This is a genomic window from Neobacillus niacini (genome assembly GCF_048572935.1).
Lineage (GTDB): Bacteria > Bacillota > Bacilli > Bacillales > Cytobacillaceae > Neobacillus > Neobacillus niacini.
Map to the genome: position 1 here is coordinate 2,341,222 of NZ_CP183883.1, position 22,677 is coordinate 2,363,898.

25 protein-coding genes are annotated in these 22,677 nt (G+C 35.4%); 22 read left to right on the plus strand and 3 right to left on the minus strand.

Annotated elements, in window-relative coordinates; genetic code table 11:
* The first annotated feature begins 72 nt into the window (after positions 1–72).
* On the plus strand, positions 73–1,260 hold the full coding sequence (gene megL / locus ACN6MT_RS11140; RefSeq protein ID WP_419955901.1) for a methionine gamma-lyase: 1,188 nt from the start codon (positions 73–75) through the stop codon (positions 1,258–1,260).
* A 26-nt stretch (positions 1,261–1,286) separates the two neighbouring features.
* Here megL and ACN6MT_RS11145 read toward each other — a convergent pair whose 3' ends face one another.
* Positions 1,287–1,769: a GAF domain-containing protein gene (locus ACN6MT_RS11145; RefSeq protein WP_063252224.1), complete on the minus strand. Its 483-nt coding sequence runs from the start codon at positions 1,767–1,769 to the stop codon at positions 1,287–1,289.
* A 154-nt stretch (positions 1,770–1,923) separates the two neighbouring features.
* Between ACN6MT_RS11145 and refZ the strand changes: the two genes are divergently transcribed.
* The 6 genes from refZ to mbcS all read left to right on the plus strand — a co-directional run bounded on the left by refZ (position 1,924) and on the right by mbcS (position 9,219).
* Positions 1,924–2,553 (plus strand): forespore capture DNA-binding protein RefZ, encoded by a 630-nt coding sequence (gene refZ, locus ACN6MT_RS11150; RefSeq protein ID WP_063252225.1) that lies wholly within the window; start codon positions 1,924–1,926, stop codon positions 2,551–2,553.
* Between the two features lie 281 nt (positions 2,554–2,834).
* Positions 2,835–4,523 carry a septation ring formation regulator EzrA gene (ezrA, locus tag ACN6MT_RS11155; RefSeq protein ID WP_419955902.1) on the plus strand — a complete coding sequence of 563 codons (1,689 nt, stop codon included), beginning with the start codon at positions 2,835–2,837 and terminating at the stop codon, positions 4,521–4,523.
* 128 nt (positions 4,524–4,651) lie between these two features.
* A complete protein-coding gene (locus ACN6MT_RS11160; RefSeq protein WP_419955903.1) occupies positions 4,652–5,806 on the plus strand; it encodes a cysteine desulfurase family protein in 1,155 nt (384 codons plus the stop codon).
* A complete protein-coding gene (gene thiI / locus ACN6MT_RS11165) occupies positions 5,796–7,004 on the plus strand; it encodes a tRNA uracil 4-sulfurtransferase ThiI (protein ID WP_419955904.1) in 1,209 nt (402 codons plus the stop codon). The genes ACN6MT_RS11160 and thiI overlap by 11 nt, the downstream gene beginning before the upstream one ends.
* 280 nt (positions 7,005–7,284) lie before the next feature.
* Entirely contained in the window at positions 7,285–7,491 is a 207-nt protein-coding gene (locus ACN6MT_RS11170; protein ID WP_063252233.1) for an alpha/beta-type small acid-soluble spore protein, read from the plus strand.
* Positions 7,492–7,635: 144 nt separating this feature from the next.
* Positions 7,636–9,219, plus strand: a complete 1,584-nt coding sequence (gene mbcS / locus ACN6MT_RS11175) for an acyl-CoA synthetase MbcS (protein WP_419955905.1) — start codon at positions 7,636–7,638, stop codon at positions 9,217–9,219.
* A gap of 45 nt (positions 9,220–9,264) precedes the next feature.
* On the opposite strand, the gene ACN6MT_RS11180 is transcribed toward mbcS, so the two are convergent.
* Positions 9,265–10,086 (minus strand): NAD kinase, encoded by an 822-nt coding sequence (locus ACN6MT_RS11180; RefSeq protein ID WP_419956422.1) that lies wholly within the window; start codon positions 10,084–10,086, stop codon positions 9,265–9,267.
* Between the two features lie 153 nt (positions 10,087–10,239).
* Between ACN6MT_RS11180 and sppA the strand changes: the two genes are divergently transcribed.
* The 8 genes from sppA to ACN6MT_RS11220 all read left to right on the plus strand — a co-directional run bounded on the left by sppA (position 10,240) and on the right by ACN6MT_RS11220 (position 17,326).
* Positions 10,240–11,250 carry a signal peptide peptidase SppA gene (sppA, locus tag ACN6MT_RS11185; protein WP_419955906.1) on the plus strand — a complete coding sequence of 337 codons (1,011 nt, stop codon included), beginning with the start codon at positions 10,240–10,242 and terminating at the stop codon, positions 11,248–11,250.
* 35 nt (positions 11,251–11,285) lie between these two features.
* Positions 11,286–11,741, plus strand: coding sequence for an RDD family protein (locus ACN6MT_RS11190; protein ID WP_419956423.1), 456 nt, complete (start codon positions 11,286–11,288; stop codon positions 11,739–11,741).
* 80 nt (positions 11,742–11,821) lie between these two features.
* Positions 11,822–12,514: a DUF2953 domain-containing protein gene (locus ACN6MT_RS11195; protein WP_034676795.1), complete on the plus strand. Its 693-nt coding sequence runs from the start codon at positions 11,822–11,824 to the stop codon at positions 12,512–12,514.
* 17 nt (positions 12,515–12,531) lie between these two features.
* Positions 12,532–13,008, plus strand: a complete 477-nt coding sequence (ytfJ, locus tag ACN6MT_RS11200) for a GerW family sporulation protein (protein WP_419955907.1) — start codon at positions 12,532–12,534, stop codon at positions 13,006–13,008.
* Between the two features lie 167 nt (positions 13,009–13,175).
* On the plus strand, positions 13,176–13,676 hold the full coding sequence (gene tpx, locus ACN6MT_RS11205; RefSeq protein ID WP_419955908.1) for a thiol peroxidase: 501 nt from the start codon (positions 13,176–13,178) through the stop codon (positions 13,674–13,676).
* A gap of 68 nt (positions 13,677–13,744) precedes the next feature.
* Positions 13,745–14,728 (plus strand): class I SAM-dependent methyltransferase, encoded by a 984-nt coding sequence (locus ACN6MT_RS11210; RefSeq protein ID WP_419955909.1) that lies wholly within the window; start codon positions 13,745–13,747, stop codon positions 14,726–14,728.
* Between the two features lie 244 nt (positions 14,729–14,972).
* Positions 14,973–16,166, plus strand: a complete 1,194-nt coding sequence (locus tag ACN6MT_RS11215; RefSeq protein ID WP_419955910.1) for an acetate kinase — start codon at positions 14,973–14,975, stop codon at positions 16,164–16,166.
* Positions 16,167–16,294: 128 nt separating this feature from the next.
* Complete coding sequence (locus ACN6MT_RS11220) at positions 16,295–17,326, plus strand: tyrosine-type recombinase/integrase (protein WP_419955911.1); 1,032 nt, start codon at positions 16,295–16,297, stop codon at positions 17,324–17,326.
* 132 nt (positions 17,327–17,458) lie between these two features.
* Here ACN6MT_RS11220 and ACN6MT_RS11225 read toward each other — a convergent pair whose 3' ends face one another.
* Positions 17,459–17,704 (minus strand): helix-turn-helix domain-containing protein, encoded by a 246-nt coding sequence (locus ACN6MT_RS11225; RefSeq protein WP_419955912.1) that lies wholly within the window; start codon positions 17,702–17,704, stop codon positions 17,459–17,461.
* A gap of 128 nt (positions 17,705–17,832) precedes the next feature.
* On the opposite strand from ACN6MT_RS11225, the gene ACN6MT_RS11230 reads away from it, so the two are divergent.
* The 7 genes from ACN6MT_RS11230 to ACN6MT_RS11260 all read left to right on the plus strand — a co-directional run bounded on the left by ACN6MT_RS11230 (position 17,833) and on the right by ACN6MT_RS11260 (position 22,592).
* Positions 17,833–18,147 carry a hypothetical protein gene (locus ACN6MT_RS11230; RefSeq protein ID WP_419955913.1) on the plus strand — a complete coding sequence of 105 codons (315 nt, stop codon included), beginning with the start codon at positions 17,833–17,835 and terminating at the stop codon, positions 18,145–18,147.
* 53 nt (positions 18,148–18,200) lie between these two features.
* The gene (locus ACN6MT_RS11235; RefSeq protein ID WP_419955914.1) at positions 18,201–18,419 is read left to right on the plus strand and encodes a hypothetical protein; all 219 of its coding nucleotides are present in this window, start codon (positions 18,201–18,203) and stop codon (positions 18,417–18,419) included.
* A 65-nt stretch (positions 18,420–18,484) separates the two neighbouring features.
* Positions 18,485–18,754: a hypothetical protein gene (locus ACN6MT_RS11240; RefSeq protein WP_419955915.1), complete on the plus strand. Its 270-nt coding sequence runs from the start codon at positions 18,485–18,487 to the stop codon at positions 18,752–18,754.
* Positions 18,755–18,771: 17 nt separating this feature from the next.
* A complete protein-coding gene (locus ACN6MT_RS11245; RefSeq protein ID WP_419955916.1) occupies positions 18,772–19,116 on the plus strand; it encodes a hypothetical protein in 345 nt (114 codons plus the stop codon).
* A complete protein-coding gene (locus tag ACN6MT_RS11250) occupies positions 19,100–19,279 on the plus strand; it encodes a hypothetical protein (protein ID WP_419955917.1) in 180 nt (59 codons plus the stop codon). Before ACN6MT_RS11245 ends, ACN6MT_RS11250 begins: the two co-directional genes overlap by 17 nt.
* Before the next feature lie 484 nt (positions 19,280–19,763).
* Entirely contained in the window at positions 19,764–20,834 is a 1,071-nt protein-coding gene (locus ACN6MT_RS11255) for a hypothetical protein (protein WP_419955918.1), read from the plus strand.
* A 300-nt stretch (positions 20,835–21,134) separates the two neighbouring features.
* Positions 21,135–22,592 carry a hypothetical protein gene (locus tag ACN6MT_RS11260; RefSeq protein ID WP_419955919.1) on the plus strand — a complete coding sequence of 486 codons (1,458 nt, stop codon included), beginning with the start codon at positions 21,135–21,137 and terminating at the stop codon, positions 22,590–22,592.
* Positions 22,593–22,677 lie beyond the last annotated feature (85 nt).

A 22,677-nucleotide genomic window follows, 5' to 3' on the forward strand; every position in this document is an offset into this window, starting at 1 on the left:
TAATTTCAGGAAATGAATAGTATAAAGAAATAGATGAAAAATGATAGCGTTTTCAAATAGGAGGAATCAGTTTTGGGTAATGAAAATTTTCGCTTTGAAACGGAAGCTGTTCACTCTGGATATTGTTCCAATGAACACCAAGGAAGTTTAGTCCCTCCCTTGTATCAAACTTCCACATTCACCTTTTCAACTGCAGAACAGGGGGAAAGAAGATTCGCTGGTCAAGAAGAAGGATTTATCTACTCTCGTTTGGGAAATCCAACCGTCAAAATTCTCGAAGATCGAATGGCAAAGCTGGAAAAGGGAGAAGCAGCTTTGGCCTTCTCATCAGGGATGGCAGCAGTTTCAGCTGTGTTAACTGCTTTAACGAAATCAGGTGACCATATTCTGTGTTCACAGGGTGTTTATGGTTGTACGTTTGGATTGCTGCAATTGTTAAAAGAAAAATATAACATAAACCATGATTTCTCATTTATGGCTTCAAAAGAAATTCTAGAAGAAGAGATTCGCCCAAATACTGCATGTATCTATATTGAAACCCCAATTAATCCTACCATGAAACTAGTTGACTTAGAATTAGTCGCAAGTATTGCTAAACAACGTGGTATACCAGTTGTGGTCGACAACACCTTTTGCTCTCCATATTTACAAACGCCTATTAGTCTCGGCTGTGATATTGTTATTCATAGTGCAACAAAATATATTTGTGGTCATGGTGATGTAATTGCGGGAATCGTTGTTGGGAAAAGTGATTTTATCAAACAGGTTTCAAGAACCACACAAAAAGATATCGGCGGCACCATCTCACCATTTGACGCTTGGCTTTTATTAAGAGGGTTAAAAACGCTGCCCGTTAGGATGGATCGGCATTGTGAAAATGCCAATATACTTGTTGAATTTTTACGGAATCATCCAAAAGTAGAGAAGCTCTATTTTCCTGGCAATAGTGATTATATAGATGATAACAAGATCATGCATAAACAAATGAAAAAACCTGGCGGGGTGATTTCGTTTTCTGTAATAGGAACAAAAGAAACCGCTCAATTATTTATGAATCAGTTACAATTGGTAAAAATAGCAGTAAGTTTAGGAGATGCTGAAACGTTGATACAGCACCCTGCAACCATGACACATGCAGTCGTTCCTGAGGATGAGCGAAGAAAAATGGGGATTGATGATACATTACTCCGCCTGTCTGTAGGTCTTGAAGCATGGCAGGATATACAAGAGGATATAGAACAAGCGCTTAAAAAAATATAAAAAAACTCGCCGCGGCGAGTTTTTTTTTACAAATGTTTAACAAGAATGGCTGTAATTTCTTCTAACTGCTCTTGGTCCAGCTCATCAAAGCGATTTTTCTCTGGTGAGTCAATGTCTAAGACCCCAAGTAATTTTCCATCCTTGATAAGTGGTATAACGATTTCGGAGTTGGAGGCAGCATCACAGGCAATGTGACCAGGAAATTGATGAACGTCTTCAACCCGAATGGTTTCCATTTTCTTTGCAGATGTTCCACACACTCCTCTTCCCAGCGGAATGCGGACACATGCAGGAAGTCCTTGAAAGGGCCCCAATACTAGCTCGTTATTCTCGTCCAGTAAATAGAAGCCAACCCAATTTATACGATCAAGAAACTGATTTAACAATGCAGAAGTATTGCTAAGATTAGCGATTTGGTTTTTCTCGCCATGGAGAAGGGCATCTAATTGTTTCTTAACCAATTCATAATTTTCTTGGCGGCTTCCTTTATACATTTCGACATTAAACATGTTTTTTCACCCATCCCTTAATGAATTTCTTATTTATTTTATCAAACTTACATGAAAAGTAGCATACTTTGTCGATAAATTCATGAAGGAATCCATCGTCAAAGCAAGAATTGTTATAGAAAGATATAAAACTCGTGTATACAGGAGGTGTACGATGAAAAAGGATTCGAAAGAAGAAATAGTGAAAGCAGCGATATCGCTTTTTAATTCAAATGGATATGCTGGTACATCAATACGTGATATTGCCACCGCAGCAAAAGTGAACTCAGCAACCATCGCTTACCATTTTGAGAATAAGCTTGGATTATTAGAATATTGCTTTACTTACTTTTTTGAGCGATATCTCGGTATTATCGAAGAAAAGTTTTCCTTAATGGACACAGGCGTAAAGGAATGTTTAAAACGGATTACAGCTGACCTGCTCCACTATCAATGTGAAAATATTGAACTTACAAGCTTCGTATACCGAGAAATGTCGATAGATTCTCAGGTAGTCAGGGAAATTATGTCTACCTACGCATTAAAGGAGAAGTACTATTTTCAAAAGATGTTTGAAAAAGGGTTTGAGAGGAAAGAATTCCGTCCTCATTCTATTGCGTATTTAATTATCCAGTATAAAGGTTTACTTATGATGCCGTTTATTAATGCACATTATCTAAGAGAAGTACTTTATATTTTTCCAAATGAAAGGTTCTTTGAACAAAAGTATCTTAAGGAAATTAATCGATGGATTGAAAACACGCTGGCAGCTAAAATGATAGAAAAGAAAGAGGCCATCCTGTAACGGGATTATAAAATAAAAATAATTGGCAGGCACTAGCTCGGAAACCAAATTTCCTTAAGCGAGTGCTTTTTAATTTGGAGTTTAACCCTAAATCATCTTTTTACAAGGATTTTGTCAAAAAATAGTAAATTAAAAATTTCTTTTTCAAAAAAATTGAAAATACTAGTCAAAAAATGTCGTTTACATGGTATCATAGAGGCATTGAACTTTACCGAATTTGTTGGTTTTTAATAGATTAGTTAGAAGATTTAAATGAAGTGTTTGAAACAGGGGGCTTGAACGTGACATATTTTATTGGATTTATTATCCTGCTACTAGCCTTATTTGTATTGGGGTATTTTATAAAGAAAAAGTATTTTAAAGAAATGGATCGGTTAGAAGCCTGGAAAATTGATTTGTTTAACCGGCCGATTTTGGATGAAATGTCAAAGGTAAAACAATTAAATATGACTGGACAAACCGAGGAGTTATTTGAGGGCTGGCGTAACCAATGGGACGATATCGTAACGGTTAAATTGCCAGATCTTGAAGAAATGTTATTTGACGCTGAAGAATTTATTGATAAATATCGATTTAAAAAAGCGAAAACCACTCAACAGGAGATCGAAGATAAGCTGCAGTCAACTGAAGCTGAGATTAATAAAATTGTTGAAGAGCTTCATGAACTTGTTGGAAGTGAAGAAAAGAACAGGACTGAAATCGAGCAGTTAAAGGAATTGTATCGGGAAACGAAAAAGACACTGCTTGCTCATCGACATAGCTTCGGAAAGTCAGAAAAATACTTAGAAGCTCAACTTGAGGACGTTACGAAAAAGTTTCATGAATTTGACGAGAAGACTGAACAGGGGAATTATCTTGAAGCGCGCGAGCTTGTGTTAGGAATTCATGATCAATTAATTAAGGTTAAGAATAATATGGCTGATATTCCACAGCTGTTAATCGAATGTCAATCTCTAATCCCAGCTCAATTGTCTGATATTCTCGATGGATATCGAGAAATGACTGAAAAGGGTTATTACCTCAGCCATATTCAAGTAGAAAATGAAATTGAAGGTTTGCAAGAAAAATTAGTTGAGTATTTAGGACTGATCGAAGAGACGAAAATAGAGGAAGCACTTGAAGGTATTGGTGAAGTTAAAGAGCGAATTGATATTCTGTTTGACTTATTGGAAAAAGAAGTGAATGCTAAGCACTTTATCCTTCAAAATGAAAAAGGGATGAGTGGACTCTTATCTTCAGTTCTTGAGGAACATGATCATCTTTCCAATGAAGTAAAGCATGTTCAAGAAAGCTACCATTTAACAGAAAGTGACTTTGAAATCCAGAGACATCTGGAAAAACAGCTGGCGACCGTTACCAAACACTATGACATCTTGATGGAAAAAATTAATATCAATGAAACAGCATTAACCATTCTTTGTGAAGAGCTTAAAGAAATAAAAACGCATATAGAAATGATTCAGGAAGAGCAAGAAAATTTCGGTCTCAAGTTGCAAGCTCTAAGAAAAGATGAGTTTGAAGCGCGTGAAACATTAAGGGAATTAACAAAAAAAGTTGGCGAAACGATTCGTTTAGTATCAAAAAGTAATATTCCGGGTTTACCAGAAGACTATAAATATTTAGTAGAAGATACAAATGAGAGCATACAAAACGTAAAGCTTCAGCTTCAGGAAAAGCCCCTTAACGTATCAGCGCTAACTCAATATTTGGAGATTGCAGTATTGACAGTGGAAAAACTATCAAATACAACACTCGAACTCATTGAAAATGTTTTGCTTGCTGAAAAGGCGATTCAATATGGAAACAGATACAGAAGTCAGTTCCCTTCAGTTGCCAAGGGACTTAGTGACGCAGAAAATGCATTTAGACATTATGAGTATCAAGAAGCTTTAGAACAGGCTGCTGCTTCACTTGAATCCATTGACCCAGGAGCTTTGAAGAAAATCAAGGCAACAGTCGTAAAGCAATAAGTTATCGCGTTAAACCGATTTTGCTAAAAAGTGGCAAATCGGTTTTTCTTTTTCTCGCTCACAAAGTTTTTTCAATTGATTAAGTTTGTGGTAAGATTTAGTCCTGCAAAGGTAGGTGTGTTAGTAAGATGATTTATTTTGATAATAGTGCAACGACAAGACCATATAACGAGGTTTTAGACTCATTTGTAAAGGTCTCAAGTGAATATTTTGGCAATCCTTCATCCCTTCATGGGCTAGGGCTGCAAGCTGAAAAACTTCTCACACAGGCTCGTACGCAAATAGCCAGCCTCTTAACTGTAAAACCAACAGAGATTTATTTTACTTCTGGTGGGACTGAAAGTAATAACCTGGCAATTAAAGGGGCAGCGCTGACTCATAAGAACAAAGGAAAACACTTAATTTTATCTAGTGTCGAGCATCCTTCTGTCCGCGAAGCAATGGAACAGTTAAAAAAGTTAGGATTTGACATTACCTATTTGCCGGCTGATCGAAATGGAAGAATCATGGCAGATGATGTCAAAGCTTCTATAAAAAAAGATACAATACTGGTTTCAGTTATGCAGGTAAATAATGAGGTGGGAACCATACAGCCAATAGCAGAAATTGGCAAGCTTTTGAAGCAATATCCAACCATCCTCTTTCATGTTGATGCGGTACAGGCTGTTGGAAAGGTACCACTAAATATAATGGAAAATGGTATCGATTTATGTTCTTTTTCGGCACATAAGTTTCATGGATTAAAGGGGACTGGAGCACTCTTTATAAGAGAAGGTGTTCGATTAGACGCTTTGCTTTCGGGTGGAAACCAAGAATGGAAAGTTAGAAGTGGGACTGAAAATGTTGCAGGAGCTGTCGCCATGGCAAAGGCTCTAAGAATGACGTTAGTAAATAGTGAGCTGGGAATAGAAAGAATGAAAAAGGTTAAAACCCTTTTAAGAGCGGGGTTAAGCAAGATAGATGACCTTACCATTAATACCCCATTGGAAAATTCTGCTCCTCATATTCTCAATTTTTCTATAAAAGGTGTTAAAGCAGAAGTTTTGATCCACACGCTAGAGCATAAAGGTATCTATCTTTCGACAACAAGTGCCTGTTCTTCTAAGAAACAGTTACCAAGTCAGACGCTATTAGCCATGGGTGTTCCAGATGATTTGGCTGACAGTGCATTTAGAATAAGCCTATCATATGATAATACGGAAGAAGAGGCTGAAAAAGTAATTGTGGCAATCGAAGAGGCGGCTAAACAACTAAGAAAGGTTATGAAAACATATGATTTATGATCGAATACTAATTCGCTATGGTGAAATCTCTACCAAAGGCAGAAATCGAAAGAAATTTGTAGACAAGTTAAGAAAGAGTGTTAGTGCTGCGTTGGCACCCTATCCAAATATAAAAATACGGGCAGAACGTGACAGGATGTATGTGCTTGTTAATGGGGAAAATGTTGACGATATCATCAACTCATTGAAAAATATATTTGGTATCCAATCTCTTAGTCCAGCAATAAGAGTGGAAAGAGATATTGAACAAATGAAAGAAGCAGCTCTGTCTTTAGTGACGAGCCTATATAAAGAGGGACAAACTTTTAAAATTACCCCTAAACGTTCTGATAAATCTTTTGAATTAGATACAGCTGGTATTAATCATACCTTCGGAGGCTATATTCTCCAAAACCTCCCAGGCATCAAGGTGGATGTAAAAAATCCTGATATTAATTTGAAAATAGAAGTTCTGAGTGAGGCAATCTACATGTCTTGTGAGAACATCTTAGGGGCTGGGGGATTACCAGTTGGCTCAAGTGGCAAGGCGATGTTAATGCTGTCTGGAGGTATTGATAGTCCAGTCGCTGGATATTTAACGATGAAGCGCGGAGTAGAAATAGAAGCTGTACATTTTTTCAGTCCGCCGTATACAAGTGATAGATCCAAGGAAAAAGTAATCGACTTAGCAAAAAAGCTTGCTGAAATATTTGGTTCGATGAAACTTCATATCGTTCCATTTACGGCTATTCAACAATCGATAAAAGAACAAATACCAGAAAATTACTCAATGACAACCACAAGAAGATTCATGCTGCGGATTACCGATGAAATTAGAAAAAAACAGGAAGGACTTGCGATTATTACTGGAGATAATCTTGGTCAGGTCGCCAGTCAAACTTTAGAAAGTATGTATGCAATTAATGAAGTAACCAACACTCCAATACTAAGGCCGCTGCTGACAATGGACAAAAATGATATTATAAAAATAGCCAAAGACATTGATACCTATGATATTTCCATCAGACCTTTTGAGGACTGCTGTACAATATTCGTTCCATCATCACCAAAAACAAAACCGAAAAAAGAAAAAGTCATACACTACGAAAGCTTCTTCGACTACGAACCACTAATCCAAGAAGCATTTGAAGGAACAGAAATGCTCACAATTAAGCCAGACAGAAAAGAACAACCATCAGAATTTGAGGATTTATTCTAACTCAACTGTGATAAGTTGAAATAGATATTGTCACAATGTTGATTGGAACGGAAGGCACGAAGACTCCTGCGGGAGAAGCGAGACCCCGCAGACACGCAGTGTCGAGGAGGCTCGGCGGTCGCCCGCGGAAAGCGAAGTGCCTGGAGTTCCAATCAACATTCTTATGAACAGTAGCTGTAAATAAGAAATTTGTGAAATATTTGTGAACAATTACCAATTCAAAAAAAGAATACAGCCATGTGATTCTACACATTCTATACTCACAAGGAGGTGATATCACATGGCTAATAACAACAACTCAAATCAATTACTTGTACCTGGTGTAGAGCAAGCTCTTTCTCAAATGAAATACGAAATTGCTTCTGAATTTGGTGTACAACTTGGTGGGGATACTACTTCACGCGCTAACGGTTCTGTTGGTGGTGAAATCACTAAGCGTTTAGTTGCAATGGCTGAGTCTCAATTAGGCGGCGGATTTTCACGATAACAAATGAATAAGATGGCTACAGAGAGTGGGATTTTTCCCACTCTCTTTTATTGCTGTTTTTTTAGGATAATAATTTTAAATTTTTAAATAATTTTGTATAATAGGTTTGTGATGATGTATATATCTGGAATGAGGGGGAGAATCATGAACCGCGAAGAGTTAATTGCGCCAGAAAAGTATAATCTTGTATCAGAAGTAGAACGATTTGCACAAGACCCGAAAAGATTAGCATTAAAGTGGGAAAGTGAATCAGGGGAAACAAAAGAGGTTACATATGAAGAATTAATAAAAAAAGTTAATCAAGCGGGAAATGTCTTCACACAGAATGGTTTGAAAAAAGGCGACGTCGTTTTAGTGATAATACCAAGACTTATAGAAGCCTATGTTGTATACTTGGCTGCTTTAAAGGCTGGTCTGGTTGTTATTCCAAGCTCAGAAATGCTGAGAGAAAAGGATCTTCAATATCGCATTACACATGGGGATGTTAAAGCAGTAGTCAGTTATTACCCGTACGTGGATCAATTTAAAACTATTACGAGTCAGCAGCCACTTTTAAAGGTTTCAGTTGGCGAGAAACAAGAAGGCTGGATATTTTTAGAAGAGGAAATGCAAGCAGCATCACAAGAATTTGAAATTGCAGATACACACCGTGAAGATATGGCGTTTTTATCCTATACATCAGGAACGACCGGTAATCCGAAAGGCGTAGTACATACACATGGATGGGCGTTTGCTCACTTAAAAACTGCAGCACCAAAGTGGCTCTGTATTGAAGATGGTGATACCGTGTGGGCAACTGCGGCTCCTGGCTGGCAAAAGTGGATTTGGAGTCCTTTCTTATCCGTACTTGGTTCAGGAGGAACGGGGTTAGTATATAATGGCAAGTTTGAACCCAAAAAGTATTTAAGCCTTTTAGAAAAATATTCTGTAAATGTCCTTTGTTGTACACCAACAGAATATCGGCTAATGGCGAAGGTAGAAAACCTAGATGATTATCATTTACCAAGTTTGCATAGTGCTGTTTCCGCTGGAGAACCACTTAATCGTGAGGTTATTGATACTTTTAAAAGACAGTTTAATGTTGATGTTCGTGACGGCTATGGACAAACGGAAAACACTTTGTTAGTTGGTGTGACCAAAGGGATGGAGTTAAAATCTGGTTCTATGGGTAAACCAACTCCCGGTAATCGAGTGGAAATTATTAATGAGGAAGGCGAAGTTTGTCCGGTGGGTGAAGTTGGAGATATCGCTGTACATGTTGAAACACCAGCACTGTTTAAGAACTATTATAAGGACCCGGAAAGAACGGCCATGCAATTCCGTGGTGATTACTATATAACAGGGGATAAGGCAAAAATGGATGAGGATGGATACTTTTGGTTTGAAGGCCGCGGTGATGACATCATAATCAGTTCAGGCTATACAATTGGACCTTTTGAAGTCGAGGATGCACTTGTAAAACATCCATTTGTTAAAGAATGTGCGGTAGTGGCAAGCCCTGATGAAATCCGCGGCTTTATTGTAAAGGCTTTTGTTGTTTTAAAAGAGGATGTCGATGTAAATGACCCTGAATTAACAAAGAATCTTCAAGAACATGTTAAAACACTTACTGCACCATATAAATACCCAAGAAAAATCGAATATATCTCTGAACTGCCAAAAACAACGTCAGGGAAAATTCGAAGAATAGAACTGCGCCAACAAGAATTGCAATCGACCAAACAATAGTATTGAAAAAGGCTGTCAACTTTTCGACAGCCTTTTTTGCGCTTATTACAAAAATGTTCTCTTCACCTTTTCCCAGAAAGAATTATCTTTTAGCTTAAGGGTTTTAATTTTCTTTTCACTGAGTCTAATCTGGATTTTATCAACATGACGAATGCTCAAAGCTTCATTGTCTAATCCCATTGTAGGGTGCTCATTACCTTCTGAAACGATTTTGAGTGTTAGAGAGCGATTGCCGCCAATAACAAAAGGAGCACCTAATGTACGATATTTGTTGTTATTAATGGAGGCGACCTCACTCACCTGCATGCAGGGAATTAACGGGTCAACAACAGCACCGTTAACGGATTTATTATATGCTGTACTTCCAGTTGGCGTCGCAACAATTAAACCATCGCCGCGGAAGGTTTCAAAGTGTAATTCATCAATAAAAACATCTAATTCAAGCGTTCTAATGATCGAAGAGCGGATACTAAACTCATTGAGGCATGGAAATATCCCTTGTCCATCAACCATGACTTCGATAATAGGATAACGGCGAACCTTTAGATCTTCATTCGAAACAGTCTCAACCTTTGAAACAGCTTCAACCATTTTAGAAGAATCGTTAATTTTGAAATCACAATACATGCTCAAGCTATCCTTTGTCGTTATACCACAATAGAGTACATCATCACGAAATCCTGTCTTCCGTACAGCTTGTAGGAAAGTACCATCATCCCCGATGCTTGCAATAATATTCGCATCGCGGTGGTCATTTACAATGGTTAAACCGTATTGTTTTGCAGAATCGTCTAAATTGCCGACCTTGTCCAGCATTTCTTTATCCAAATGATGATAAAAGTAGATATTACGTCTATTTCCCATAATGCCCTCCAAATTTTGATTGTAAATTTTGAGAAAAATTCCCATGAAACTTTTTATTTTGATAAACTTAGATAGTCTGCTTTAATTTTAGCATTATTTTGAAACAATATTAAATTATGTAAGGGAAATTATATGAATTAAAGGGGGATTTTTAAAATGAATGGGAAACGATGGGCAGCCCTTGGGATTGCTGCGGTATTATTTTTTGTATCAGTGATGATTAACTTTTTATCTGCATTTGCATTTAAAGGGGTTGAAACGGATTTAAGTGAGCTCTTAGCCGCATCAGAGCTGCCTTTTACAGAGGAAATTGTGCAGGAAGGTAATGAAATGAAAAAAATTGCGGTACTCGACGTTGATGGTGTTATACAAGATACAAATAGTGCGGAATCTTTTTTTCAATCTGTTGGATACAATCACCAGGGATTTATGAAAAAATTAGAGTACATAAAAGAAGATGATACCGTAAAGGGGATTGTTCTTAAGATTAACTCTCCCGGTGGCGGTGTAGTGGAAAGTGCAGAAATTCATGATAAATTAGATGAAATACAAAAGGAAACAAAGAAACCAGTCTATGTTTCAATGGGCTCAATGGCCGCTTCAGGAGGCTATTATATTTCAGCTGGTGCAAAAAAAATCTATGCGAGTGAGGAAACTCTTACAGGTTCTCTTGGAGTCATCATGCAAGGAATTAATTATGAAGGATTGGCTGATAAGTATGGGGTAGACTTTGTAACGATCAAAAGTGGCCAATATAAAGACATTATGAGCCCAACACGCCAAATGACAGAAGACGAACGGAAAATTCTCCAAAGTATGATTGACAATTCCTATGAGGGATTTGTGAAGGTAATTTCAGAGGGGAGGAACATGACAACTGAACAAGTTAAAGAGATTGCCGATGGAAGAATTTACGATGGAAGACAAGCAAAAGAGCTAAATTTAATCGATGGCTTTGGATATCTAGATGATGTCATACAACAAATGATGAAAGATGAAAAACTTAAAGACGCTAAGGTTGTCCGATATACTGACGCATTAGGTTTTGGTTCACTATTAAATTTAAAAGTTCAAAAATTAATTGGTACTGAAAATGAGATGACCGGGCTGATGGAAATTTTATCAAGGCCTAATTCTCCGCGTCTAATGTACTTGTATGCAGAGTAGGGGGGAAACAAATGGAATTTGAAAACCAAGAGGAAATGGATAAACCAGCAGCAATTCAGGATACAGATCCTGTCTCCGTTCGATTTGCAGGCTTTTGGATGCGGTTCTGGGCATACCTGCTAGATTTGATTGTTATAGGAAGTATAGAGAGATTAATCATCAATCCTTTATTTCGGATTTTTGAGATTCCATTAGTGGAATTCAATATGTTTGCCCCTATCTCAGTCGCTTCAGCAGTCATATTTTATTTATATTTTGTGTTAATGACAAAGTACTTTCATCAGACTCTTGGTAAAATGGTATTTGGATTAAGAGTCATTGATTTAAAGAGTGACAAATTATCCTGGGGAACGATTCTATTTCGAGAATGGATCGGTCGATTTATTTCCGCAACAATTGTTATAGGTTATATCGTAGTTGCTTTTTTACCAAAGAAACAAGGTATTCACGACCTCTTTACAGACACTTCTGTTATCCATGTGGAAAGATAATTTTGACTCGCTAACGAATGTTAGCGGGTTTATTTTTTTATCTTGAGGTGATACTAATAGGCTGAAAGGGTGTGAAAAAAATGGTTTGGCTGGTGATAGCATTTATTATTATCATTCTATTCATTTTACTAATCATTTTTTCGAAACTAACTATCCGCCTAAATTATTTTCATCATAATGACAACGATGAATTGAAAATACAGTTTAGAATCTGGTTTGGCTTAATTAGATACACAATAAATGTACCGCTTGTCAAAATCGATGATAACTCCCCAAGCATTGTTGTGAAGGAGAATACACAAATGGGCGAGTCAAGTGAGAAAGAGTCACCAACAAAGGAAGAGCAAATTACAAAAGAAGGCATCATGTCCAAATTTACGAACGCAAAAGAAATCGTTCAGCATGTCTTTAATATGAATGTCATCATCAGCAAATTTATCAAAAGAATAGTAATTAAACATTTCGAATGGCATTCATTAGTGGGTGTAGGTGATGCGGCACATACAGGGATTATAACTGGTGCACTTTGGATATTGAAGGGAAGCGTTATAGGTATGCTTAGTCATTTCTTGAGGCTGAAAGAAATGCCAGTACTATCCATTACACCCCATTTTCAATTAGCGATTATCCAAACCCATATCACATGTATTTTTCAGTTTCGTATCGGGTATGCTATTTTAGCAGGATTAAAACTAATTAAATTCTGGAAGGGCGGACTCCCAAATCTCAAAATGGATACTGCCTATGCGAAGGAAAAAACTAAAACCGTGTAAAAGAGGAGGAAACAGCCATGTCTGAACATCCAATTCAAGGTTTAATGACGACTGCTATGGAAAGTTTAAAAGAAATGATTGACGTTAATACCATTATAGGTGATCCTGTTGAAACTCCTGACGGAAGTGTTATTCTGACTGTCTCAAAAGTAGGCTTTGGATTTGCGGCAGGGGGAAGTGAGTTTAAACTAGACGGGTCACAATCAAAAGGACAAGATGAAGGTAAAGGTCAGCCTAAGCTTCCATTTGGCGGAGGTAGTGGTGGCGGAGTCTCCATCACTCCAATTGCATTCCTAATTGTAAACTCAAAAGGTGTAAAAATGCTTCATCTTGACGAAAGTACTCATCTGTATGAGAAAATCTTAGAATTGGCGCCTCAAGCAGTGGATAAGATTCAGCAAATGTTCTCGAAAAGAAATGAGCAGCAAGGATCACAGCAGGTAGCGCAGCAATCAAAGCAAAACGAAGCTCCTAAGCAAGAATTTGATGTATAGGATAAAAAGTTAACTTCCACATATAAAGGGAAGTTAACTTTTTTCATGAAAGTGAAAGCTTAAATCATTGCAAAAAGAATTCTGAAAAGATATATTTACACTGTACATAATTGTAATGAAGGCGAAATGGATTTGCTTTTGTTCGTACGAAAAAGGAGGATGTTTAAATGGCAAACGTAACTTTTAAGGGGAACCCAGTAACTCTATTAGGCAACGAAGTAAAGGTGGGAGACAAAGCTCCTAATTTCAGCGTGTTAGCAAATGATTTATCACCTGTAACCTTAGAAAATACAAAAGGTCAGGTAAGACTAATCAGTGCTGTTCCTTCATTAGATACTGGCGTGTGTGATGCAGAAACTCGTCGTTTTAATGAAGAAGCAAATAGTTTAGGAGATGTTAAAATCCTAACAATAAGTGTAGACCTGCCATTTGCGCAAAAACGCTGGTGTGGAGCAAACGGCATTGAAAATGTACAAACATTATCTGACCACCGCGATCTTTCTTTTGGAGAAGCATACGGTGTTGCGATTCAAGATTTAAGATTATTAACTCGTGCAGTTTTTGTTGTAGACTCAACTGATACTGTTACTTACGTGGAATATGTAAGCGAGGCAACAAATCATCCAAACTATGAAGCAGCACTTGAAGCAGCTAGAAACGCAAAGTAATTTTAAATGACGATAGAAGGCCTCGTCAATTTGATGAGGCCTTTTTCTAATATTCAGGAGGTGTATACATGAAGATCGCTCCAGTCGAACAGCTTTTCACGCTATTCAATGAAACGGCTCTTGTTTTGCAGGAAGAATTATCATGTACATATTTAGAGGCATTAGCCGAAACAGGAGAGAATCTATTTCACGGCTCAATTCTTCAGGAAGAAGTAAGTGAAATAACTGAAAAAAGACTTAATAAACAATATAAAGAATTCAATTTAGACAATTTTACAAAGGAAGAAATTCGTAAAGCCTATCAGCTGGTAATCTTAAAAGGGATGAAAGAAAATGTACAGCCTAACCATCAGATGACTCCTGATAGTGTAGGAATGTTACTTAGTTATCTAGTGGATAAATTTATGACACAGCCTTCCTTCCGCTTATTAGATCCTGCAATTGGAACAGGAAATTTAGTAACAACAGTACTAAATCAATTGCACAAAAATATCCATTCAATTGGTATTGATATTGATGACTTGTTAATTAAACTCGCCTATGTGAACGCAAATTTACAGGAACATCCCATTGAGTTGTTTAATCAGGACAGTCTGGAGCCTTTATTTATCGATCCAGTTGATGCAGTAATCGCTGATTTGCCGGTAGGATATTATCCTAATGATGTACGCGCATTAGATTACCAATTAAGAGCGGAAAAAGGTCACTCCTATGCTCACCATTTATTTATGGAGCAAAGTGTCCGCCACACCAAACCGGGAGGATATCTCTTTTTTATCATTCCAAATGGTCTTTTTGAAAGTGACCAGGCACCACAACTTCGTGAATTCTTTAAGAAAGAAATCATTGTTCAAGGGGTAATTCAACTTCCTATAAGTATGTTTAAGAATAAAAATGCTGCAAAAAGTATCTTGGTCCTGCAAAAGAAGGGTGATGGGATAGAAGCACCAAAACAAGCATTACTTGCCAATCTTCCGAATTTATCCAGTGTAGTTGAGATGGACAATATCTTGAGAAAAATTGATAAATGGTTTCAAGATAATAAGCGGTAAAACCGGAGCTAGAATCGGTTTTATCGCTTTTTTATTGGTTAAGAACAGTTTGAATAATGTGAATAAATTTTCATTTTGGAGGTAACCGTTTCCATCCAATTTCCTCCTTGAAATGTAATATATACAGTGATTAAATGAGGTGATGAAAGCAATAAACGATGTCGGTTTCGCGCAAAATAACCTTGTACGGAGTATTGAGCTTTCCCGAACCGATGTTGTTTTTATAAAAGGAGCGGTAAACGAAATGTCTAAAATTATTGCGATTAATGCAGGTAGTTCTTCATTAAAATTTCAATTATTTGAAATGCCAAGTGAAGATGTTATTACGAAAGGAATCATTGAAAGAATCGGTTTAAATGATTCGATTTTTACAATTTCTGTTAATGGTGAAAAAGTTACTGAAACTACTGATATACCTGATCATGAAGTCGGGGTTAAAATGCTGCTTGATAAGCTAACTACTCTTGGGATTATTCAATCTTTAAATGAAATTGAAGGAATTGGTCACCGTGTAGTTCATGGTGGAGAAGAGTTTAGTGATTCCGCTCTTATTACAGAAGAAGTTCTAAATAAGATTGAGGCTTTATCGGAGTTAGCTCCATTGCATAATCCTGCAAACATTACAGGAATTAAAGCATTCCAAGCTGTTCTTCCTAATGTTCCAGCTGTAGCTGTTTTCGATACAGCTTTCCATCAAACTATGCCAGAAAGTTCTTATCTATACAGCCTTCCATATGAATACTATGAGAAATACGGTATTCGTAAATATGGTTTCCATGGTACAAGTCACAAATATGTTTCCCAGCGTGCTGCTGAACTACTAGGGCGTCCTGTTGAACAACTTAGACTGCTTTCTTGTCATTTAGGTAATGGTGCAAGTATCGCAGCCATTGAAGGCGGAAAATCAATAGATACGTCAATGGGCTTTACGCCATTAGCTGGGGTAACAATGGGAACACGTTCCGGTAACATTGACCCTGCGCTTATCCCATTCATTATGGAGAAAACCAATAAAACCGCAGAAGAAGTTCTCGATGTCTTAAATAAAAAGAGTGGAATGCTGGGTGTTTCTGGATTCTCAAGTGATTTAAGAGATATTGAAATTGAATCACGTAAAGGGAATGAACGAGCACAGCTTGCATTGGATGTTTTTGCTAATCGTATCCATAAATATATTGGTTCATATGCTTCACGCATGTATGGTGTAGATGCTATCATTTTTACTGCTGGTATCGGTGAAAACAGTGATGTTGTCCGTGAAAAGGTACTAAAAGGTCTTGAATTTATGGGCGTCTATTGGGACCCAGCTTTAAATAAAATTAGAGGTGAGGAAAGATTTATTAACTATCCTCATTCACCTGTTAAAGTAATCGTTATTCCTACAAATGAAGAAGTAATGATTGCCCGCGACGTACTCAGATTGGCTAATTTAGCTTGATAAATCAGAGTTTGTAGGTTTGTAAATTGAGAAAAACATTACCTAATTAGTTTTGGGATAACCATTACCTAATTTTCAACTGACACAACTTTTTTCATGTTATTAATTCATGGGAAGGTTGTGTTTTTTTGTCTAAAAATCCAATTTACAGGAAAACGAAAAGGTACACTAATCAATTAGCAACAAAAGTTTTTACTATAGACGATGCTAGGGAGATTGTATTAAAGATTAAACAACTTGAGGGTTTAAGTGATAACTCTATTGCAAATTATGAAAAATTATTTAATGATTTTGACAGGTATTTTGGAGAAAAAACAGATATTGCTTCATTGACCAGAGAGAATGTTAGAAATTTCATTCATTGGCAGCTAAATGAGAAGGTTCAATTTGATAAACACCCTTACAGGAAGACTAAAAAGAAAGGTGTTTCAATTAGTTCAGTTAATACTTATATCAGTTATGGAAGATCAGTCTTTAACATTTTAGTTGATGAACAAATTGTAGAGGAAAATATTTTCAATGAAACAAATAATATAAAGGAAAAAGAAAAGAAAGTTGAAACTTTATCAATTGATGAGATTAATAAACTTTTACGTTCTTTAGATAAAGGGTTGTATAGTGAATTTAGAATGTTTGTTTTACTTCATACCTGCTTAGATTCATTTGGAAGGATAAATGAAATCTTATCCATCAAGAAAGATGATATTGATTTTGAGTCACATTCATTAACTTTTCAAAATACGAAAAATAACAAAATTAGAATTGTACCTTTATCGAAGAAAACCATTAAGTTACTGGAAGAATTGATTGAGGAAACAGAGGACTTTGATAGTGAATATATTTTTCTTACCCACCATGGAAAACCATTAAGACCTGATACAGCTAGGAAACATCTGAAAGAATTAACAACAAGGTTAAAACTGGATAGAATCACTGGCTTTCATATATTTAGGCATACAGCATCTGAAATGTTTCTAAGGCAAAATGGATCAATCCGAGTTTTACAAAAGTTACTCGGTCATTCGGAATTAACGACAACGAGTATTTATGCACATGTTCTGGATTCAACTATTAAACAACAACATCAGCAGTATTCTCCATTAAATCTAATTGATGAAAAAGAAAAAAGAAAAACCACTCGTAAAGGTAAGATAAAATAAGCCGCACCCTTTCAGGCTTTCATATTGTCATTCTGAATTGTTACACCAAAAATAAGGTTAATACACCTTTAATGGATTTAAACAACTGTAAACGACAAATAGAATACTTAGAAACATAAAAAAGACGATGGTTCATTTCGAACTGTCGTCTTTTTCGTCCTCAACATATTGAAACAAGTCTTCTACATTACATTGAAGTGCCTTACAGATTTTATTTATATTATCTACACTAATTGATTTTACCTTTTCTTCTTCAGTCAAAAGATCATTATTAACCCACTGACTTATTGTGTTTGGTCTAATGCCAGTAGTTTTGGATAACCAATACATTGTTTTACCTTCTGTTAGTAATTCTCCAAGCTTAAATCTAAGCACCATTCATTCCCCCCTCAAGATAATCTAATTTTATCACATAATAACGCTTGACGATAGTAACGAATTAGGTTATTATTAACTCAAGAAGTTAATAACGCTTTGGGTTAATACGGAGGGAGGTCATTTAAAAGTTGAAACCGATTAGAGTCATACTTCACAACATCGAAGGCTTCGAAGTTACTTTTGGCTACTTAATCGATGAAGAAACTACTATTGTCTTTTATCACAACCAAGTTTGGCTCGGTAGGTCGAAAGTAAATGACAATGATGTTTATGAAATAACTGAACCAATGTCTTTGCTAGGGGAACAAAAACAGGTTATTGATTTAGAAGATTATGCAAAAAGGATTATTAAACATTTAAAAAATACTTCACTCTTCAGTTATATTGTGCAAAAACATTTCTACGACGATCAGGACATTGATTGGAAAGTTACAAATATTTAACATAACGGCTCTCGAATAAGGGAGCCAAATAAAAGAAAAAGGGAGAGGTTAAAATGAAGAATCAATACTCATTCGGGGAAATCCAGTTAAGTGTAATCGGGGAAGAAAACTTTAATCTTCAAACTGTAATAGGTGGCAAAATGCAATTAGTTCTTGCGAATGGTAAAACTATAGATTTAGATGTTTGCGAAATCCTACATAACAATATAAAGCTATATGACACTGAAACAGACATTGAAATTGTCCAAGAAAGCGAAGTAACAATTTACTAATTTTTTTTCAGGGGACTTAGTTCCCCTGACCATTCTATATCTCGAAAATTCAGGAGGATTCGGTAATGTTAAATTCTAGGTTAGATAGCAACCATCAAATTTATACAGATGGATTAAAAAATTTAAAACGTTTGATGGTCGTTTCTGAATTTATTATGTCATCAGACTTAGAGGATCAGTACTTAAACTTCTTAAAAGAAATTATTTCTGATAAAGAATGGTTAGAGTATAAAGATGAAATTTTAGAGGAAATCGAAATTTACGAAATCACCGATGAAGAAATCACCCAAGAGCTGCAGATGAGTTCCTTTATTAAAATACCATTACTGGTTTAAAAATTGGGGGATTTTAAATGAGTCAGTTAACTCAACTTGCACTTGCTTATAAAATTGGGAAAGAACAAAAGTTACCTACTGGTATAGATAATTTTATAAATGCGTGTGTTATTGAAAACAAATTTGAATTGATTAAAGCAATTGATGTATTAAATGATTACTCATCGATATACATTGTTGAATCCTTTGTTTGTACAATTTTGAAAGGGATATTTTTAGAAAAGAGTAGAGAAGACATGCTTAATACCATTGCTGGGGGATCGATATTCAAGATTTATCAAAAATTATTCGATTCATTTCTAAATGATGAAGACATTAAACAGGTAATTGAGGGAGGTAATGTATATGAACAGATTCGATAATCTTCCAGATGTAAATTCCTTTGAACATTTACATGAAGCAGTAGCATATTACACAAGGGTAGTTGCTAAAGCATTTCGTTGCACAAAGGAGGATAGTGAGAAATTGATGGAATGGAAAGCAGCGTTACATGAAAGAATTAAAAAAGAGCATCGAAATGAATGAACTGCTACTTTACTGTGGCGGTCTTTTCCTTTTTAAAAATAATTAAATAAATTTTAAAATATACGTTTGTTAAATGGAAATAAATCGCTAAAATAAAGCATAGATAACAAATTTAAATATTTCAACTATTTTCACAAAATCTATTGACGATAGTTTCGTAGTTTGATATATTTAAGAGTGAACTATCTATGTCTACAAACACAAATAAGACAATCCTTTTACAGGTTTTGTCTACTTTTTATCGCACTATGTCATTTTGTTTCGCTCTTTGACAAATTAAATATTATTAAACTCTTAATACAAAGTATACTACATAATTTCAACAATGCAAGTTTTTTTATAAGTAATCGAAAATAATTTAACTTACTTGAAAGGGGTGATTATCTTCAGTTAAAAGACTGATTTTATCAAATGAAAATGCTGTAGGGAGGCGAATCAAAAATGGAATTGGAAAGAGTCGAATTCAACAGTAAAGGAGAATGTTATGAAAATAGAAAATTTAAAGTCTGGTCAAATATTTAAGAATTACAAAGCGTTGTGTGTGGAATTAGAAATGGAGATTAAAAGTAGTACTAACAGTAAGAATGCCCAGTATAAGGAGTTAGAGCGTTTTTGTAAGTTCGTTAAAGATGGACACAGAATTATTATTAAAGAATTGTATGATACCCCATTAGAAAAGGTTGATAACCGAGGGAAAAGTGAAGGTAGCCGGAGGAGTATCTATGGAAATGCAGTTCAATTGCTTATAACAGATTTGTTAGCTAGAAGTAATGGAGATGTATCGATAAGTAAAAACAAATTAATGGTGAGCATTGGCATGATCAATGGGAATTACGGTGAATGTAGTCAACAGGTTAAAAAATTAGGAAAGTTCATTGCTATGAATGAGAAGTTTATTTATGACTTTTACAACATAAATAACAGTAACTTCAGAAATATTATTCAATCTGCCTTAGAAAATTTACAAGACAAAAGTATTATCATGTATAGCAATATCCTAAAAGTTCAAGAACAAGGTAAATTCACAACTAGAAAAGCTACTACATGGGAAGTAACTCGGATTATGGAATGCGAAAAAGAAACTCTTGAGGAACTAGGGTTTGAAGAGAAATCAAAAGTCAGAGTATCAAATAAGTGGATGCAATTTAAAAAGGAAGTTCAAACAAAATTAAGTAAACGCACTGATATACAACACTATTACTCAGCATATGAAATAACGGTTAACCAGAAATACATAGAGCAAGAAAGAAACAAGTTAGCTGATTTACTACTTGAACAAGTGGTTAGGGATGAAACGCTTAATAATCTAAACTCAACCATAATTGATAATTTTATACATAATTCACAGGAAAGACATGAAAATGGATTTACTGCTGGAAAGATGTCTAAGGTTCGATTGAATAAAGAGTACATAGAAAACATGAAACAGTTAGCTAATTTACTTATTAATAAGAATGCAGCAAGAATAACAACTTTAGTAAGAAATGTTGAATTAGAAGAAGAACTACCATTAGATTTACTAAATGACTTGGAACAAGCAATGTTGTTTGGATGATAAAAAACGACCACTCTCAGATACCTATTATATAAACCTACATACATGTACCTGAAAATGGTCGAATTTTATACTAAATAATTATTAATCTGAGGAACAATTTATTGTGACGAAAAACCGAACAAATTCAACGGTTTTTGGAATTTGTGAAGGTTGCCTTTAACATCATGCTTACACATATAGGCTTGCAGCCCACTTCCCTAAAGTGCAGGGAAGTTCCTCGCTTGCTTCCAACGATAAAACTGTTGAAAACATATTAACTAATAAAAATTAAACTAATAATGGAATGGGAGAATGTTAATGTCAAATATAAATTATAAAGAAGCGCTTAAGGAAATTCAGTCACACTTGAACAATGATTTATCTGTTAAAGAAAGAATGGAACTAGTCAATAAGTTATTGGATAACGGTGTGAAATTGGAATTCGATTATAACCACTATGAGTTTGTTTTCACTTATACCGAAGAGGAATTTCAAGATATCAATATTGCATCAATTTTTGAATACATAAGCAGTCAGATTTTTATTCAACAAAATGGTCAGAAAAAGAAAAAACATTTCCGTTATGATGAAACGTATCTTGCTAAGGGTTTAAATAATGTTGCAGATTATGTACTTGATAAGTGGGATACCTCAGATGATAGAAATGCTGAATTAGACGAGTATGAAGTGTGGTCTAAATATGAGGTTGACCGGGGCAGGAAGGATAGAGAAAATAAACGTGTTATCGGGTTCAATGCAGATGTAATAGATGACTACTTGGAAAGTGGATTATCAAAAACAGTCACAAAAGGCTTAGAGGTTCACGTTGATATGATTGATGATTATCTGTCTAAGTCTCAGCAATCGTTTAAATTTAGCGAGAAAGAAAAGAGACAGCAACGCAATCAAGAGGTAATAGATAATCTTGAGAAGTATCCAGACTTAAAAGTAAATTATGATACCTGGAAGCAATTAGGTTTAAAGTACGGCTTCGATATGGAGGATTACACTAAAGAAGAAAGAAAGATTCTTAAGCAAAGTTGGATTGTTCAGTTTGAAAATGAGGATCATCCAGTTAGTCCAAAGAAACGCTATTACGAACTCAGAAAGCATTATAATGAAATGGGATATGGTTTACATATACTTCTCCAACAATTGCAAAAGAATATTAGTGTGGATAAATCTAAACAATTAGTACCTTTACAAGATACAGATAATGAAATTTATGAACTCTTTGATTTAACTAAACCTGAACATGTTGCTGCATTACTTAGGATTGACCATGACAAAAGCAAAAAGGAATATTTTCCTTTGTATTACATCTTACATAATGAATACAAGAATAAGTCTGATAGCGGATTGTATTACATCTTTGAGGAGTTCCAAAAGGCTCTACAGCTAACTGATTTCAATGAAATGGAAAAGGATATTGTTAATTTGTTAATGGGTGTACATGAGGAATATTGTATCTATAATCAAGCGTGTACGGTAAATCCATACAATTTAATTGTGAAGTACATAAATGAAAAATACAACTTGAACAAGACTAAGGCTAACATTATACATATCATAGAAAATAAGATTGCTAGTTTAATTGCCAATACATACTATAACATCAAGATTGGAACACATTCTCTCAAATGTACAAAGTGTGAAAAAGAAAAACAGGCTACATTGATTAACTTTGGAATTGATACTCGGAATAAAACAGGATTCAAGTCTATTTGCAGAAAATGTTTAGCGGAAAAGGAAAGAGAAAAAGTATCAAATATTTAAATATACCATATTTATTTATACATAATCAATCATTTTACACCAAAAAATATAAAATTTTTATACATACTCTCTAATAATAGTGTAG